Annotated in this window: 17 protein-coding genes; all 17 read left to right on the top strand. The window is 63.2% G+C overall.

Translation table 11 applies throughout. The features are described 5' to 3' along the window. Nucleotides 1-44: 44 nt before the first annotated feature. A complete protein-coding gene (locus CF68_RS14715) occupies nt 45-689 on the top strand; it encodes an NADH-quinone oxidoreductase subunit J (protein ID WP_035819957.1) in 645 nt (214 codons plus the stop codon). A 17-nt stretch (nt 690-706) separates the two neighbouring features. Beyond that, entirely contained in the window at nt 707-1012 is a 306-nt protein-coding gene (gene nuoK / locus CF68_RS14720) for an NADH-quinone oxidoreductase subunit NuoK (protein WP_006156828.1), read from the top strand. Nucleotides 1013-1070: 58 nt separating this feature from the next. Further along, nucleotides 1071-3158, top strand: coding sequence for an NADH-quinone oxidoreductase subunit L (nuoL, locus tag CF68_RS14725; RefSeq protein WP_035819960.1), 2088 nt, complete (start codon nt 1071-1073; stop codon nt 3156-3158). Between the two features lie 27 nt (nt 3159-3185). Continuing rightward, a complete protein-coding gene (locus CF68_RS14730; protein WP_035819962.1) occupies nt 3186-4652 on the top strand; it encodes an NADH-quinone oxidoreductase subunit M in 1467 nt (488 codons plus the stop codon). 18 nt (nt 4653-4670) lie between these two features. After that, nucleotides 4671-6146 (top strand): NADH-quinone oxidoreductase subunit NuoN, encoded by a 1476-nt coding sequence (gene nuoN / locus CF68_RS14735; protein WP_035819964.1) that lies wholly within the window; start codon nt 4671-4673, stop codon nt 6144-6146. Nucleotides 6147-6159: 13 nt separating this feature from the next. Next, nucleotides 6160-6468, top strand: coding sequence for a DUF2818 family protein (locus tag CF68_RS14740; RefSeq protein ID WP_013956025.1), 309 nt, complete (start codon nt 6160-6162; stop codon nt 6466-6468). 44 nt (nt 6469-6512) lie between these two features. After that, nucleotides 6513-7148, top strand: coding sequence for an NUDIX domain-containing protein (locus CF68_RS14745; RefSeq protein ID WP_035819966.1), 636 nt, complete (start codon nt 6513-6515; stop codon nt 7146-7148). A 128-nt stretch (nt 7149-7276) separates the two neighbouring features. Next, complete coding sequence (locus tag CF68_RS14750) at nt 7277-7723, top strand: DUF1178 family protein (RefSeq protein ID WP_035819968.1); 447 nt, start codon at nt 7277-7279, stop codon at nt 7721-7723. A gap of 94 nt (nt 7724-7817) precedes the next feature. Continuing rightward, the gene (locus CF68_RS14755; protein ID WP_035819970.1) at nt 7818-9020 is read left to right on the top strand and encodes an acyl-CoA dehydrogenase family protein; all 1203 of its coding nucleotides are present in this window, start codon (nt 7818-7820) and stop codon (nt 9018-9020) included. Nucleotides 9021-9033: 13 nt separating this feature from the next. Then, nucleotides 9034-10152, top strand: coding sequence for an acyl-CoA dehydrogenase family protein (locus tag CF68_RS14760; RefSeq protein ID WP_035819972.1), 1119 nt, complete (start codon nt 9034-9036; stop codon nt 10150-10152). Between the two features lie 166 nt (nt 10153-10318). Then, entirely contained in the window at nt 10319-10762 is a 444-nt protein-coding gene (locus CF68_RS14765) for a MaoC family dehydratase (RefSeq protein WP_035819974.1), read from the top strand. Nucleotides 10763-10794: 32 nt separating this feature from the next. Next, complete coding sequence (locus CF68_RS14770) at nt 10795-11271, top strand: MaoC family dehydratase (protein WP_010809112.1); 477 nt, start codon at nt 10795-10797, stop codon at nt 11269-11271. A 601-nt stretch (nt 11272-11872) separates the two neighbouring features. After that, nucleotides 11873-12841 (top strand): ubiquinol oxidase subunit II, encoded by a 969-nt coding sequence (gene cyoA, locus CF68_RS14775; protein ID WP_035819977.1) that lies wholly within the window; start codon nt 11873-11875, stop codon nt 12839-12841. A gap of 8 nt (nt 12842-12849) precedes the next feature. After that, nucleotides 12850-14823: a cytochrome o ubiquinol oxidase subunit I gene (gene cyoB, locus CF68_RS14780; protein WP_035820039.1), complete on the top strand. Its 1974-nt coding sequence runs from the start codon at nt 12850-12852 to the stop codon at nt 14821-14823. Nucleotides 14824-14828: 5 nt separating this feature from the next. Then, nucleotides 14829-15473, top strand: a complete 645-nt coding sequence (gene cyoC / locus CF68_RS14785; protein WP_035819979.1) for a cytochrome o ubiquinol oxidase subunit III — start codon at nt 14829-14831, stop codon at nt 15471-15473. Next, nucleotides 15473-15841, top strand: a complete 369-nt coding sequence (cyoD, locus tag CF68_RS14790; protein WP_013956035.1) for a cytochrome o ubiquinol oxidase subunit IV — start codon at nt 15473-15475, stop codon at nt 15839-15841. Before cyoC ends, cyoD begins: the two co-directional genes overlap by 1 nt. Nucleotides 15842-16196: 355 nt before the next feature. Continuing rightward, a complete protein-coding gene (gene urtA, locus CF68_RS14795; RefSeq protein WP_035819981.1) occupies nt 16197-17453 on the top strand; it encodes an urea ABC transporter substrate-binding protein in 1257 nt (418 codons plus the stop codon). Nucleotides 17454-17501 lie beyond the last annotated feature (48 nt).

Below are 17501 nucleotides of genomic sequence, written 5' to 3' on the forward strand. Positions count from 1 at the left end.
GGGCGGCTTGTGCCGGACGGCCCAGAGAGGATCCGATAGGGACCATGGAACTCACGACCACCATCTTCTACGTCTTTGCGCTGGTGCTGGTGCTCTCCGCACTGAAAGTCATCACTGCGAAGAACCCGGTGCATTCCGCACTGTTCCTCGTGCTGTCGTTCTTCACGGCGGCGGCGATCTGGATGCTGCTCAAGGCGGAATTCCTCGCCATCCTGCTGGTGCTGGTCTATGTCGGCGCGGTGATGGTGCTGTTCCTGTTCGTGGTGATGATGATCGATATCGACATCGAGCACCTGCGGCGGGACTTCTGGACCTACGTGCCGATGGCCTCGGTGGTGGGCGCGCTGATCATCGCCGAGATGGCGATCGTGCTGGTGCGCAACTTCATCGGCACCACCACGCCGGTGGTCGCCAACGGTTCGCAGGAGCCGGGCTACTCGAACAGCGCCGCGCTCGGCAAGGTGATCTACACCGACTATATCTACGCCTTCGAAGTGGCCGGCATCATCCTGCTGGTGGCGATCATCGCCGCCGTGGCGTTGACCCTGCGCCGCCGCAAGGACGTCAAGGCCCAGGACGTGTCGGCGCAGCTGCGCACCCGCCGCGACGACCGCGTGCGCCTGGTGCCGATGCAGTCCGAAGGTCAGACCCAGCAGACGGAAGCCGCGGCTGCCGCCAATAAGAACTAAAGCCCGGAGAAATCGCTGTGCTCTCTCTCGCTCATTTCCTCGTGCTCGGTGCGATCCTGTTTGCGATCAGCATCGTCGGCATCTTCCTGAACCGCAAGAACGTGATCGTGCTGCTGATGGCGATCGAACTGATGCTGCTTGCGGTGAACATGAACTTCGTCGCCTTCTCGCATTACCTGGGCGACCTGGCTGGTCAGGTTTTCGTTTTCTTCATCCTCACGGTGGCCGCCGCCGAGTCGGCAATCGGTCTCGCCATCCTGGTTGTGCTGTTCCGCAACCTGGATACGATCAACGTGGACGACATGGATACCCTCAAGGGCTGATCCGTGGCGCACTACGCAGATACCCAAGACTCACCGACCGCACACCACTAAGCGTCCTATGGCAACCACGCTCAACCCCAACCTGCTGCTCGCGATTGCGCTGGCGCCGCTAGTCGGCTCCGCTATCGCCGGCCTGTTCGGTACCAAGTTCTTCGACCTGTTTTCCTCGGAGTCGCGCGGCGGCCGGATCGTGGCGCATACCGCCACGATCCTGGGCGTTGCCATTTCCTTCGTGCTGTCGGTGATGGTGCTGCTCGACGTGATGAACGGCGCCGGCTACAACGGCACCGTCTACGAGTGGATGGCCATCGGCAGCCTGAAGATGGAGGTCGGCTTCCTGGTCGACTCGCTGACCGCGATGATGATGGTGGTGGTGACCTTCGTCTCGCTGATGGTGCACATCTATACCGTCGGCTACATGGACGGGGACCCCGGCTACAACCGCTTCTTCGCCTACATCTCGCTGTTCACCTTCTCGATGCTGATGCTGGTGATGAGCAACAACTTCCTGCAGCTGTTCTTCGGCTGGGAAGCGGTGGGCCTGGTGTCGTACCTGCTGATCGGCTTCTGGTACACCCGCCCGACGGCCATTTTCGCCAACCTGAAGGCGTTCCTGGTCAACCGCGTCGGCGACTTCGGCTTTATCCTGGGCATCGGCCTGCTGCTGGCCTACGCCGGCAGCATGAACTACACCGAAGTGTTCGCCGCCCGCGACCAGCTGGCAACCGTGATCTTCCCGGGCACCGACTGGCTGATGATCACCGTGGCCTGCATCTGCCTGTTCATCGGCGCGATGGGCAAGTCGGCGCAGTTCCCGCTGCACGTCTGGCTGCCTGACTCGATGGAAGGCCCGACCCCGATCTCGGCACTGATCCACGCGGCCACCATGGTGACCGCCGGCATCTTCATGGTGGCGCGCATGTCGCCGCTGTTCGAGCTGTCGGATACGGCGCTGTCCTTCGTGCTGGTGATCGGTGCCATCACGGCGCTGTTCATGGGCTTCCTGGGCATCATCCAGAACGACATCAAGCGCGTGGTCGCTTACTCGACCCTGTCGCAGCTGGGCTACATGACCGTGGCGCTGGGCGCTTCGGCCTACTCGGTGGCCGTGTTCCACCTGATGACGCACGCGTTCTTCAAGGCACTGCTGTTCCTGGGCGCCGGTTCGGTCATCATCGGCATGCACCACGACCAGGACATCCGCAATATGGGCGGCCTGCGCAAGTACATGCCGATCACCTGGATCACCTCGCTGGTGGGTTCGCTGGCGCTGATCGGCACACCGTTCTTCGCGGGCTTCTACTCCAAGGACTCGATCATCGAGGCTGTGGCCGAATCGCATATCGCCGGTTCGAGCTTTGCCTACTACGCGGTGCTGGCCGGCGTGTTCGTCACCGCGTTCTACTCGTTCCGGATGTACTTCATGGTCTTCCACGGCAAGGAGCGGTGGGGCCAGAACCATGCCCACCAGCACCATGAGGGCGACCACGAGGACGAGGAAGTCACGCTCGACCACCACCATGGCCTGGCCGCCGGCGAGAAGCCGCACGAGTCGCCGTGGGTGGTGACCCTGCCGCTGGTGCTGCTGGCGATCCCGTCGGTGATCATCGGTGCGATCGCGATCGAGCCGATGCTGTTCGGCAACTTCTTCAAGAACGGCATCGCCTTCAAGGACGTGATCTTCGTCGGCGAGAACCACCACGCCATGGCCGAGCTGAAGGAAGCCTTCCACGGCTGGGTGCCGATGGCGCTGCACTCGCTGACCACGCCCGTGCTGTGGCTGGCCATCGCCGGTGTCGTGCTGTCGTGGTTCTTCTACATGAAGCGCCCGGACATCCCCGAGGCCATCAAGAACCGCTTCTCGGGCCTGTACACGCTGCTCGACAACAAGTACTACATGGACGCCATCAACCAGGCCGTGTTCGCCCGCGGCGCACGCCTGCTCGGTACCGGCCTGTGGAAGGGCGGCGACCAGAGCCTGATCGACGGCCTGTTCGTCAACGGCGCGGCGCGCCTGGTGGCTTCGTTTGCTTCGGCAAGCCGCTACCTGCAGTCGGGCTATATCTACCACTACGCATTCGCGATGATCGTCGGCATGCTGGTGCTGCTGACGCTGACGGTCACGGGCGTGATCGGCACCAAGTGATAGGCACCAAGTAAGGAAAACATAGAAATGGTTCTGTCTTTCTCAATCTGGCTGCCTGTCTTTTTCGGCCTGCTGATCCTGGCCTTCGGCTCGGACCGCAGCCCCGGCTTCGTGCGGTGGATGTCTCTGTTCGGCTCGATCGCCAGCTTTATCGTCACGCTGCCGCTGGTATTCCACTTCGACCGCGCCAGCGCGGCCATGCAGTTCGTCGAAAAGGCGAGCTGGATCGAACGCTTCAATATCAACTACCTGCTGGGTGTTGACGGCATCTCGATGTGGTTCGTGGTGCTGACCGCCTTCATCACGGTGATCGTGGTGATCTCGGCCTGGGAAGTGATCACCGAGCGTGTGGCCGAATACATGGCCTCGTTCCTGATCCTGTCGGGCCTGATGGTCGGCGTGTTCTGCACGCTGGACGGCATGCTGTTCTACGTGTTCTTCGAAGCCACGCTGATCCCGATGTACATCATCATCGGTGTCTGGGGCGGCCCGAACCGCGTCTATGCCGCGTTCAAGTTCTTCCTGTACACGCTGGCGGGCTCGCTGCTGACGCTGATCGCGCTGCTGTACCTGTACAACAAGACCGGTACCTTCGACATCCTGCAATGGCACCAGGCCAAGCTGTCGATGAACGAGCAGATCGCGCTGTTCATTGCCTTCTTCGTCGCCTTCGCGGTCAAGGTGCCGATGTGGCCGGTACATACCTGGCTGCCCGACGCCCACGTGGAAGCGCCGACCGGCGGTTCGGTGGTGCTGGCCGCCATCATGCTGAAGCTGGGCGCCTACGGTTTCCTGCGGTTCTCGCTGCCGATCGCGCCTGACGCCAGCCACTACCTGGCCCCGTTCATCATCACCATCTCGCTGATCGCGGTGATCTACATCGGCCTGGTGGCCCTGGTGCAGGCCGACATGAAGAAGCTGGTGGCGTACTCGTCGATCGCTCACATGGGCTTCGTCACGCTGGGCTTCTTCATCTTCAGCGACATCGGCGTGGAAGGCGGCATCGTGCAGATGATCTCGCACGGCTTTATCTCCGGCGCGATGTTCCTTTGCATCGGCGTGCTGTACGACCGCGTGCACTCGCGCCAGATCGCCGACTACGGCGGCGTGGTCAACACCATGCCCAAGTTCGCCGCGCTGGCGGTGTTCTTCGCCATGGCAAACTGCGGCCTGCCGGCCACCTCGGGTTTCGTTGGCGAGTTCATGGTGATCCTGGGCGCGGTCAAGTTCGACTTCTGGATCGGCCTGCTGGCTGCCACCGCGCTGATCTTCGGCGCCGCCTACTCGCTGTGGATGGTCAAGCGCGTGATCTTCGGCGACATCGTCCACCAGCACGTGCGCGAGCTGGTCGACCTGAACAAGCGTGAGTTCGTCATGCTCGGCCTGCTGGCCATCATGACGCTGTACATGGGCCTGCACCCGAAGCCCTTTACCGACGTGATGCACGCGTCCGTGGTGAACCTGCTGTCCCACGCGGCACAGTCCAAGCTGTAATCGGGGAGAGAAATCAACATGCAAACGTCCTCGACACTCGCCCCCGTGGCGCCGATTATTTTCCTGGCGATCGCCATCGGCGCGGTCAACTGGATCGACCTTGCACGTGGCAAGGGCAAGCAAAGCGTGGCATATCCGCTGTCGCTGCTGGCCACGCTGGTGCTGACCGTCTGGTTCGGCCTGAATGCCGCCGCCGGCGAGACGCACTACGCGTTCGCCAACCTGGTCGTGATCGATCCGATGGCAAACGTGCTGTCCGCGTTCTGCTCTGCCGGCCTGTTCGTGACGCTGGTCTACACGCGCCGCTATCTGGCGGATCGCGACATGTTTGCCGGCGAGTTCTACCAGCTCGCGCTGTTCACGCTGGGCGGCCAGATCGTGATGATCACCGGCAATAACTTCCTGACGCTGTACCTGGGCCTGGAACTGCTGTCGCTGTCGTCGTACGCACTGGTGGCACTGCGCCGCGAATCGCGCGTGACCTCGGAATCGGCGATGAAGTACTTCGTACTGGGCGCGCTGGCTTCGGGCTTCCTGCTGTACGGCATCTCGATGATGTATGGCGCCACCGGTTCGCTGAACCTGGGCGAAGTGTTCCGCGTGGTCGAGTCGGGCCGCGTCAACACCACCATGCTGGCCTTTGGCGTGGTCTTTATCGTTGCCGGCCTGTCGTTCAAGCTGGGTGCTGCGCCGTTCCACATGTGGATCCCGGACATCTACCAGGGTTCGCCGACCGCGGTGACGCTGCTGATCGCCGGCGGCCCGAAGGTTGCTGCCTTTGCGCTGTTCATCCGCGTGCTGGTGGAAGGCCTGCTGCCCCTGGCCAGCGACTGGCAGATGATGCTGGTGGTGCTGTCGATCATCTCGCTGGCCATTGGCAACCTGACCGCCATCGTGCAGAGCAACCTGAAGCGGATGCTGGCGTATTCGACCATCTCGCACATGGGCTTCGTGCTGCTGGGCCTGCTGTCGGGCGTGGTCGCCAACAAGGCTGACGGCGCTGCCGATGCGTACAGCTCGGCGATGTTCTACTCGGTGACCTACCTGCTGACCACGCTGGGCACCTTCGGCATCATCCTGCTGCGCACCAGCAAGGGCTTCGAGGCCGAGACCCTGGAAGACCTGAAGGGCATGTCGCGCCGAAACCCGTGGTTTGCCTTCCTGATGCTGGTGATGATGTTCTCGCTGGCCGGGATTCCGCCGACCGTGGGCTTCTACGCCAAGCTGGCCGTGCTGGATGCGGTGATCAAGGCCGGCATGACCTGGCTGGCCGTGGTGGCGGTGCTGTTCTCGCTGATCGGCGCGTTCTACTACCTGCGCATCGTCAAGCTGATGTACTTCGACCAGCCTGCCGGCGAAGAGCAACTGGAAGCGACTTTCGGCCTGCGCTCGATGCTGAGCGTGAACGGTGCCGCGGTGATCCTGCTGGGTATTTTCCCGGCCGCGCTGATGAACCTGTGCTACCAGGCCATCCGCTCGACCCTGGGTTCCTGACCCGCCACACGCCATGAGCGCATCCGCAAGCGGCTGGTTTGTCATCCTGCTGGCACTGATCAGTGCGAACCTGCCGTTTGTGAACCAGCGCCTGTTCGCGCTGATCCCGCTGCGGCAGGCGCGCAAGCCGCTGTGGCTGCGCCTGCTGGAACTGATCGTATGGTTCGCGGTGGCGGGCGCCGCCGGCTTTGCGGTGGAGGCCAGCCTTGGCAATGCCTTCCCGCAGGGCTGGCAGTTCTACGCCATCACCGCGTGCATGATGCTGGTGTTTGCCTTCCCGGGCTTCACCTGGCAATACCTCGTCAAACACCGCACGGCCTGAAGCCGGTCTTGTCGGCGCCGGGCCCTGCCTGATCCGGAGCGTCCATGACCGACAAGATCCAACGCGGCACCCCGTCTACCGCCGAACCCACCGGAAACGACGACGCACTGAAGGAAGTGTGCGTCGCCTCGGCCACGGTCCATCGCGGCAAGTTCCTTACCCTCAAGCAAGACATCGTCAGGCTGCCGGACGGCAAGCAGACCGGGCGCGAGTACGTGGTCCATCCGGGCGCGGTGATGATGATCCCGCTGTTCAATGACGGCACCGTGTTGATGGAGCGCCAGTTCCGCTATCCGGTGGGCGAAGTGATGCTGGAATTCCCAGCCGGCAAGCTCGATCCGGAAGAGGGCGCGCAGCGCTGCGGCGAACGCGAGCTGCTGGAGGAGACCGGCTACAGCGCGGCGCGCTGGGACTACCTGACGCGCATCCATCCGGTCATCTCGTATTCCACCGAGTTCATCGACGTCTTCCTGGCGCGCGACCTGACGCACGGCGAGGCGCAGCTTGACGACGGCGAATTCCTGGAAACCTTCATTACGCCGGTGGGGCAGGTGATCGACTGGGTCCGCAGCGGCCGCATCACCGACGTAAAAACCATCATCGGCGCGTTCTGGCTGGAAAAAGTGATCTCGGGTGCCTGGCAACCGGGCGAACAGCCGCTGCCGCATTACGCCGTATAGTGAGTAGTGAGCCGCGTGGATTCTGCGCCATGCGGTTGTTCACGAACGGTCGTTCTAAAAAATTTAGCACGACCGTTCACAAAATTTCGATTCGCGGATAATATAGCTTTTGACGGGCTGGAAAGATCATGAAGGTGCTCGACCTGCGCTGCGCGCATGACCACGGTTTCGAGGGCTGGTTTGCCTCGGAAGAAGATGCGCAGTCGCAAATCTCGCGTGACCTCGTCCAATGCCCGGTCTGTGGCGACCACGCCGTGACGCGGCTGCCCAGCGCGCCGCGCCTGAACCTGTCGGGCGCGACCGCGCGCGAAGGCAGCGCCAGGCCGGCGCAGCCGGCTGCCGCACCGGTGACACTGCAAGCGCTCTATATGAAGGCAGTGAAGCAGGTGCTGGCACAGACCGAGGACGTTGGCGAGCGCTTTGCCGAAGAGGCAAGGCGCATGCACTATGACGAGGCGCCGGAACGCGGCATTCGCGGTTCGGCCTCGGCGGAGGAGGTGCAGGCGCTGGCCGAAGAGGGCATCGAGACTTTCCCGCTCGTGGTGCCGGATGCGCTGAAGCAGACGGCTCACTGAATTGCGTCTTGTGCCCGTTGCTGTCGGCGCATTGACGTGCAGGCAGAACAACCGCCGGCGGCCCCACGCCAAGCCGGCACCACTGGAGACGGGCATGGATCTCAACTACTCGGCGTCCGACAACGCCTTCCGCGAGGAAGTGCGTAGCTGGCTCGAAGCCAACTTGCCGGCGGACATCCGCAGCAAGATTCTCAACCACCGCCGTCCGAACCGCGACGACCTAGTGCGCTGGCACAAGACCCTGGCCGGCAAGGGCTGGTCGGCACCGCACTGGCCCGTCCAGTACGGCGGCACTGGCTGGAACGCCACCCAGCGCCATATCTGGGATGAAGAGAATGCCCGCGTCGGCGCGCCCGGCGTGCTGCCGTTCGGCGTGGCGATGGTCGCGCCCGTGATCATGAAGTACGGCAGCGAAGAGCAAAAGTCGTACTACCTGCCGCGCATCCTGGACTGCACCGACTGGTGGTGCCAGGGCTATTCGGAGCCGGGCTCGGGTTCGGACCTGGCCTCGCTGAAGACCCGTGCCGAGCTGACTTCGGACGGCAAGCACTACATCGTCAACGGCCAGAAGACCTGGACCACGCTCGGCCAGCACGCCGACATGATCTTCTGCCTGGTGCGCACCGATCCTGAAGCCAAGAAGCAAGAGGGCATCTCGTTCCTGCTGATCGACATGAAGACCCCGGGCATTACCGTGCGCCCGATCATCATGCTCGACGAAGAGCATGAAGTGAACGAAGTCTTCTTCGACAACGTCAAGGTGCCGATCGAGAACCGCGTCGGCGAAGAGAACAAGGGCTGGACCTACGCCAAGTACCTGCTCGGCCACGAGCGCACCGGCATTGCCCGCGTGGGCAACTCCAAGCGCGAGCTGGGCTTCCTCAAGCGCGTGGCGCGCCAGCAGCAGAAGAACGGCAAGCCGCTGCTGGAAGACCCGGTGTTCGGCGCCAAGGTGGCCGCGCTGGAAATCGAACTGATGGCGCTGGAGATCACCGTGCTGCGCGTGGTATCGAGCGAAGCGGCAGGCAAGGGCCCCGGCCCCGAGGCCTCGATGCTCAAGATCAAGGGCACCGAGATCCAGCAGCTGCTGACCGAGCTGATGGTCGAGGCCGTCGGCCCGTACGCCCAGCCGTTCGACACCGCCTACCTGGAGTGCGAGACCGAGCACGCGGTGACCGGCTACGACGACGCCGCGCCGCTGGCCGCGTACTACTTCAACTATCGCAAGACCTCCATCTATGGCGGGTCCAACGAAATTCAGAAGAACATCATCAGCCAGATGATTCTGGGGCTGTGAGGAGACACGCAACATGAACTTCAATCTCAGCGACGAACAGAAGCAGCTGGCCGACGCCGTCCGCCGTTTCATCGACAAGGACTACGGCTTCGAGTCCCGCAAGAAGAACTACGAAAGCGCCGCCGGCTACGGCGACGCCGCCTGGGGCTCGCTGGTCGAGCTCGGCCTGACCGCGCTGCCGGTGCCGGAAGCGCAGGGCGGATTCGCGGGCAAGGCCCTGGACATGATGGTGGTCCAGCAGGAACTGGGCCGCGGCCTGATCGTGGAGCCGTACCTGGCCACGGTGGCGGGCGCCTACGCACTGGGCCTGGCCGGTGGCCAGGATGCACTGCTGGAGCAGGTCGCCGGTGGCGAACTGAAGCTGGCCGTGGCCTTCAACGAGCCGCAGGCGCGCTATGAACTGAACGACGTGCGCGTCAGCGCCCGCGACGGCAAGCTCAGCGGCCGCAAGGTCGTGGTGCTGCACGGCGGCCAGGCCGACAAGCTGATCGTGTCGGCCCGCAGCAGCGGCGCCGAAGCCGACCAGGACGGCATCTCGCTGTTCCTGGTGGATGCCAGGGGCGCCGGCGTCAGCATCAAGGACTACCGCACCATCGACAACCTGCGCGCGGCCGACATCACCTTCCAGGATGCCCCCGCGCAACTGCTGGGCGAAGCCGGCAAGGCCTTCCCGGTGATCGAGCAAGTGGCCGACTACGCTGCCGTGCTGCTGTGCGCCGAGGCCGTGGGCGTGATGGATACGCTCAATGCCGCCACGCTGGAATATGCCAAGACGCGCCAGCAGTTCGGCGTGCCGATCGCGCGCTTCCAAGCGCTGCAGCACCGCATGGTCGAGATGTTCATCCATGCCGAGCAGTCGCGTTCGATCACGCTGCTGGCCGCTGCCCGCTTCGAAGAAGTAACGCCGGAAGAGCGCCGCCGCTATGTCTCCGCCGCCAAGGCGCGCGTGGGGCAGGCAGCGCGCACGGTCGGCCAGGAGGCCGTGCAGATCCACGGCGGCATGGGCGTGACCAACGAACTGCCGGCCGCGCACATGTTCAAGCGGCTGACGCTGATCAACACCACCTTCGGTGACGTGGATCACCACCTGGGCAGGTTTGCTGCCCAGCCGGGGTTCCAGGAAGCTGCCTGATCCTGCCTGTCCAGTCAAAACCGCGCTGTAGTCCAGGCGCGGTTTTTTTCTTTGGGGACCGTTAGGGGCGGGTTCGGCAAATACGGACGCCAGCCCCCGGCGGCCATGCGATCATTGCCTGAGCAAACTTAGTGCCCTGGCGCCAATCACTACAGAGAGACAACCGATGCTGTATTTCGAGGACTTTGAAGTCGGCAGCCGCCGCGAACTGGGTTCGTACCTCGTCACCGAGGAAGAGATCCTGGCCTTTGCCCGCCAGTACGATCCGCAGCCGTTCCATATCGACAAGGAAGCCGCTGCCAAGAGCATCTATGGCGGCGTGATCTCGAGCGGCTGGATGACGTGCTCGATCATGATGCGGCTGCTGGTGCTGAGCACCACCGGCAAGTCGGCCAGCATGGGCTCGCCCGGCGTGGACGAGATCCGCTGGCTCAAGCCCGTCTATGCCGGCGACACGCTCACCGTCGTGCTGAATGTGCTCGATACCCGGCCGTCGCAGTCCAAGCCGGACCGCGGCGTGGTCCACACCCAGTGGGAAGCCACCAACCAGCGCGGTGAACTGGTCTGCACCGTCAAGGGCATGGGCATGTACGGCCGCCGACCTGCTTAAGAACACTTTATCGTCACGAGGAGACTATCGACATGCGTACCATCGCATCGCTTGAAGAACTGGAAGGCCTGCAGGGCCAGGAAGTCGCGGTCAGCGACTGGATCGAGGTGACCCAGCAGCAGGTCAACCAGTTTGCCGATGCCACCGGCGACCACCAGTGGATCCACATCGACGTGGAGCGCGCGAAGAAGGAGTCGCCCTATGGCGGCCCGATCGCCCACGGCTTCCTGACGCTGTCGCTGCTGCCCAAGTTCATGCACAACGCGCTGCACATGCCCTCGAAGATCGGCGTCAACTACGGCCTGAACCGTGTGCGCTTCACGGCACCTGTTCCCGTAGGCAGCAAGCTGCGCGCACGGATCAAGTTGCTGAAGGTCGAGCGGCTCGATCCGCTGCCGAAGTCACCCGAACTGGTGGGCGCACAGTCAACCTGGGAAGTGACGGTGGAGCGCGAGGGCAGCGACCGTCCGGTCTGCGTTGCCGAGTCGATCACGCGCCGCTACGGGTGAAGGATACGCAGGTTTGACGCGGTGCGACAATATGCCACACAGGCATGTCGCACCCTGGAGGCCGCGTAATGCGCGGCTTTCTGCATTTTTAGGGACCGATTTGTGACATTGATGCCGGTCAAATGCTGCTTTGCAGTCTTGTGCGTCGATTGTCCGCTTTACCGAACAGTGTGTTCTGTGCCGTTGGGTTTACCCCTAATGTTGCGTTGCGGTACAGTCGCGCCCACGATGTTTTACGTGTTGCGCTCCCCGGCCGAAAACCGCGCTTGCCATGAAGGCAAGTCTGTCGGGAAGTGCAAAAGCCTCGTATTCCAACGCTACCCGGCCGCTGTACTGAGCCGGGACCGTTCGCGGTTTCGGCCAGGTGCCGCAGCGCCGGCAAGGTCCTACAGGGCCTGCAGCGCACGCAGTCAGTTGTCCTTCCGTGTTCATGGCGTTGCAAGGCCGCATGGTCCCCCGGCGCTCGATTCGCCGCCCGACCGCAACGCCAGCTAAGGACACGTCCTTCCGGTTTTCCCTCAGCCCCACGCCTCTTGCGCGAGCATCAGGCGGTTTAGCCACGCTTTTGCCCGAAGCGCGGTGTAACCAAACCAGTCGTGACATGAAGAAACCCATACTGCCGCGTTGGACGCGGTTCCTGCCTTGCCTTGGCCTGCTCCTGCTCGCCGGCTGCAACATGACGCTGCTCGACCCGAAAGGGCAGGTCGGCGTCGACATCAAGAACATCATCCTGATCGCAACCTGGCTCATGCTGCTGGTGGTGCTGCCGGTGATCGTGCTGACGCTGGTGTTCGCCTGGAAGTACCGCGCGTCCAATACCTCGGCGCGCTATGAGCCGGACTGGTCGCACTCCACCGCGATCGAAGTGGTGGTATGGCTGATCCCCTGCCTGATCATCATTGCGCTGGGCATCATCACCTGGAAGTCCTCGCACGACCTGGACCCGTACAAGCCGCTCGAATCCAGCAAGAAGCCGGTCACCGTCGAGGTGGTGGCGCTGAACTGGAAATGGCTGTTCATCTATCCGGAACTGAAGATCGCCACGGTCAACCAGATCGCCTTCCCGGTCGACACCCCGGTGAACTTCAAGATCACCTCGGATTCGATCATGAATTCGTTCTTCATCCCGCAACTGGGCAGCCAGGTGTACGCCATGGCAGGGATGGAGACCAAGCTGCACCTGATCGCCAACGAAGCCGGCTCTTACGATGGCGTGTCCGCCAACTACAGCGGCGGCGGCTTTTCGGGCATGAAGTTCAAGGCGGTCGCCATGTCGAACTACGAGTTCGATGAGTGGGTCGCCAAGGTTCGCGCCTCGTCCACCGAACTGGGCGTTGAAGGCTACAAGACGCTGGCACAACCCAGCGAGAAGGAGCCGGTCACGTACTACGGCAAGGTGGAAGACCAGCTCTTCCGCAACATCCTGCACAAGTACATGGACCACAGCGGCACGGCTGTCGCCGCCGACGGGTTCAAGGGCGGCCCGATCTGCACGTCGCGCAACACCCTCGGTGAAGAGCAGCTGTCGATGACCACGCCGGCCAAGCTGGCGCTGGGCGCGCAATCCTAGGAGCAATGATGTTTGGCAAGTTGAGTTTGTCGGCGATTCCGTTTCATGAGCCGATCATCATGGTCGTTCTGGCCGGCGTCGCCCTGGGCGGGGCCGCGCTGCTAGGCGCGATCACCTATTTCAAGAAGTGGGGCTACCTCTGGAACGAGTGGTTCACCTCGGTCGACCACAAGAAGATCGGCGTGATGTACTGCCTGGTCGCGCTGATCATGCTGCTGCGCGGCTTCGCCGACGCGGTCATGATGCGCACCCAGCTGGCGCTCGCCACCAATGGCGCGACCGGCGTCCTGCCGCCTGAGCACTACGACCAGATCTTCACCGCCCACGGCGTGATCATGATCTTCTTCGTGGCCATGCCGCTGATGACCGGCCTGATGAACCTGGTCGTGCCGCTGCAGATCGGCGCGCGCGACGTGGCCTTCCCGTTCCTGAACACGCTCTCCTTCTGGCTGTTCGTGTCGGGCGCCATGCTGGTCAATGTCTCGCTGGGCGTCGGTGAATTCGCCAAGACCGGCTGGCTGGCCTATCCGCCGCTGTCGGGACTGGACTTCAGCCCGGGCGTGGGGGTGGACTACTACCTCTGGAGCTTGCAGATCTCGGGCCTGGGCACCTTGCTGACCGGCGTGAACTTCCTGGTGACGATCCTGCGCATGCGCGCGCCGGGCATGACGCTGATGCGCATGCCGGTGTTCACCTGGACCGCGCTGTGCACCAACGTGCTGATCGTGGCCGCCTTCCCGGTGCTGACCGTGACCCTGGCGCTGCTGGGCCTGGACCGCTACGTCGGTACGCACTTCTTCACGAACGATGGTGGCGGCAACGCCATGATGTACGTGAACCTGATCTGGATCTGGGGCCACCCCGAGGTGTACATCCTGATCCTGCCGGCGTTCGGCATCTTCTCTGAAGTGATCGCCACGTTCTCGGGCAAGAAGCTGTTCGGCTACAAGGGCATGGTGTACGCGACCGCCGCGATCATGGTGCTGTCGTTCATCGTGTGGCTGCACCACTTCTTCACGATGGGCTCGGGCGCCAACGTCAACGCGTTCTTCGGCATCACCACCATGATCATCTCCATCCCGACCGGGGTGAAGATCTTCAACTGGCTGTTCACCATGTACCGCGGCCGGGTCCAGATGACCTCGCCGGTGCTGTGGACGCTGGGCTTCATGATCACCTTCGTGATCGGTGGCATGACCGGCGTGCTGATGGCCGTGCCGGCTGCCGACTTCGTGCTGCACAACAGCCTGTTCCTGATCGCCCACTTCCACAACGTGATCATCGGCGGCGTGCTGTTCGGCTACCTGGCCGGCATCACCTACTGGTGGCCGAAGGCGTTCGGCTTCAAGCTGAACGAGCGCCTGGGCAAGTGCGCCTTCTGGTGCTGGCTGGTCGGCTTCTACTTCGCCTTCATGCCGCTGTACGTGCTGGGCCTGATGGGCATGACCCGCCGCCTGAACCACACCGACAACCCGGCCTGGACGCCGTGGCTGTACCTGGCCGTGGTCGGCGTGGTGTTCGTGGCGCTGGGCATCTTCTTCCAGGTGCTGCAGATCGTGGTGTCGATCCGCGACCGCAAGAAGCTGGCCGACGTGACCGGCGACCCGTGGGGCGGCCGTACCCTGGAGTGGGCCACCTCGTCGCCGCCGCCGTTCTACAACTTCGCGCACACCCCGGTGGTGCGTGACCTGGACGCGTTCGCCGACATGAAGGCCCGTGGCGAGACCCTGCCGACCGAAGGCTACGAGAAGATCCACATGCCCAAGAACACGGGCGCGGGCTTCATCATCGGCGCCTTCAGCCTGGTGTTCGGCTTTGCCCTGACCTGGCATATCTGGTGGATGGCCGCGGTTGGCCTGGTGGGCATGATCTGGGCGTTCATCCACCGCAGCAACGACGACCACATCGACTACTACGTGCCGGCCACCGAGGTCGAGCAGATCGAAACGCGCCAACTGCAGCGCATTGCTTCGCAAGCCTGAGAACCATGTCGACTCAAGTCCTAGACCGCATCCCCGCGCAGGCAGGCGCCTCGGCTCACGCCGACGCGCACGGCCATGACCATGCGCACCACGATACCAGTGCCAATACGGTGTATGGCTTCTGGATCTACCTGATGAGCGACTGCATCATCTTCGCCGGACTGTTCGCGGCCTTCGCCGTGCTGCGCGGCGAACTGGCAGGCGGCCCGTCGGCGAAGGAGCTGTTCGAGCTCAACTACGTGCTGGTGGAGACCTTCATCCTGCTGTTCTCCTCGATCACGTACGGCATGGCGATGATCTCGCTGCAGAACCGCAGCCTCAGCCGCGTGCAGGTGTGGCTCGGCATCACGTTCCTGCTGGGCGCGGCATTCATGGCGATGGAAATCAACGAATTCCATCACCTGATCGCCGAAGGCGCCGGCCCGGGCCGCAGCGCGTTCCTGTCGTCGTTCTTCACGCTGGTCGGCACCCACGGCCTGCACGTCGCCAGCGGCATGCTGTGGATGATCGTGCTGATGTGGCAACTGTCGAAGAAGGGCATCACCCCGACCCTGAGCAAGCGCCTGATGTGCCTGTCGCTGTTCTGGCACTTCCTGGACGTGGTCTGGATCGGCGTGTTTACCGTGGTCTACCTGATGGGACATCTGTGATGGCACAACACAACGCACCGGCGGCGCACGGCGCCCACGACTCGCACGATTCGCACGCGGGTCATGACACCCACGCCAGCTTCAAGTCGTATGCGATCGGCTTTATCCTGGCGGTGATCCTGACCGTGATCCCGTTCAAGCTCGTGATGGACGGCAGCATGGACAAGGGCACCATCCTCTGGATCATCCTCGGCATGGCCGTGGTCCAGATGCTGGTCCACCTGAAGTACTTCCTGCACCTGGACACGTCGTCCGAGCAGCGCAGCAACGTGATCGCGCTGCTGTTCACGGCGCTGATCCTGGTGATCGTGGTGGCGGGTTCGCTGTGGATCATGCACAACCTGAATGCCAACATGATGGTGATGTAAGGACCAACGTCCTGGCATCGAGAGCGGGGCCCTGCAAGGGGCCCCTTTTTTTTTGCCCGTCGCCTGCCTTGGGGCATGGCGCCCGGCCTTGGTGCGGGGACGCGCAGCGCCTGGTGCCTTGCGCATGCCGCCCGCACGGAATTGCACAGATGCACGGGAGTGGTGCGTGCGCCGCCCGCACTGCTCTGGTGCGGATGCGCGATCGCGGGCGGCGGCAGCGCCTGCGCGCCGCGCCAGCACGCCATCTGCCGCCGGCGCGGTGGGTATCAGGCGGCCTGCCTCCATGGCACGCTAGTTGCAGAAGCATCACCCGGGGAGCGTAGTCCCTGACTAACACCATAAACGGGAGCTGCAAATGCAACGACGTGACATGCTGAAGCTGTCGGCGATAGCCGCCGCGGCAATGATCGGTACCAGCCCGCTGGCCATGGCGCAGTCCAAGGAACCGATCAAGGTCGGTATCCTGCACTCGCTGTCCGGCACCATGGCCATTTCGGAGACGTCGCTGAAGGACGTGGCCCTGATGACCATCGACGAGATCAACAAGAGCGGCGGCGTGCTGGGGCGCAAGCTGGAGCCGGTGGTGGTGGACCCAGCCTCGAACTGGCCGCTGTTCGCGGAAAAGGCGCGCCAGCTGATCACCAAGGACAAGGTCGCGGTGACCTTCGGCTGCTGGACCTCGGTGTCGCGCAAGTCGGTGCTGCCGGTCTATGAGGAACTGAACTCGCTGCTGTTCTACCCGGTGCAGTATGAAGGCGAGGAAATGTCCAAGAACGTCTTCTACACCGGTGCGGCGCCCAACCAGCAGGCGATCCCGGCGGTGGAATACCTGATGAGCAAGGAAGGCGGCGGCGCCAAGCGCTTCTACCTGCTGGGCACCGACTACGTCTACCCGCGCACCACCAACAAAATCCTGCGCGCCTTCCTGAAGAGCAAGGGCGTTGCCGACAAGGACATCGAAGAGGTCTACACCCCGTTTGGCCACAGCGACTACCAGACCATCGTCGCCAATATCAAGAAGTTCTCGCAGGGCGGCAAGACCGCGGTGATCTCCACCATCAACGGCGACTCCAACGTGCCGTTCTACAAGGAGCTGGGCAATGCCGGGCTGAAGGCCAAGGACGTGCCCGTGGTGGCGTTCTCGGTGGGTGAAGAGGAACTGCGCGGCATCGATACCAAGCCGCTGGTGGGCCACCTGGCCGCATGGAACTACTTCATGTCGGTCAAGAACCCCGAGAACGAAGCCTTCCGCAAGCAGTGGGCGGCATGGGTCAAGGCCAACAACCTCCCCGGCGGCGACAAGCGCGTGACCAACGACCCGATGGAAGCCACCTACGTGGGCATCCATATGTGGGCGCAGGCCGTGAAGAAGGCCGGCACCACCGACACCAACAAGGTGCGCGCGGCCATGTACGGCCAGACCTTCAAGGCACCGGACGGCTTCACGCTGACCATGGGCGAGAACCACCACCTGTACAAGCCGGTGATGATCGGCGAAGTGAAGGGCGACGGCCAGTTCTCGGTGGTGTGGAAGACGCCGAAGGCGGTGCGCGCGCAGCCGTGGAGCCCGTTTATCGCGGGTAACGAAGGCAAGCCGGACAAGGTGATGTAAGCCGGGCCACCTGCTGCCGGTTGGCTCCCCTGTCCCGCTTGCGGGAGC

The sequence above is a fragment of the Cupriavidus sp. SK-4 genome (assembly GCF_000611125.1).
Lineage (GTDB): Bacteria > Pseudomonadota > Gammaproteobacteria > Burkholderiales > Burkholderiaceae > Cupriavidus > Cupriavidus necator.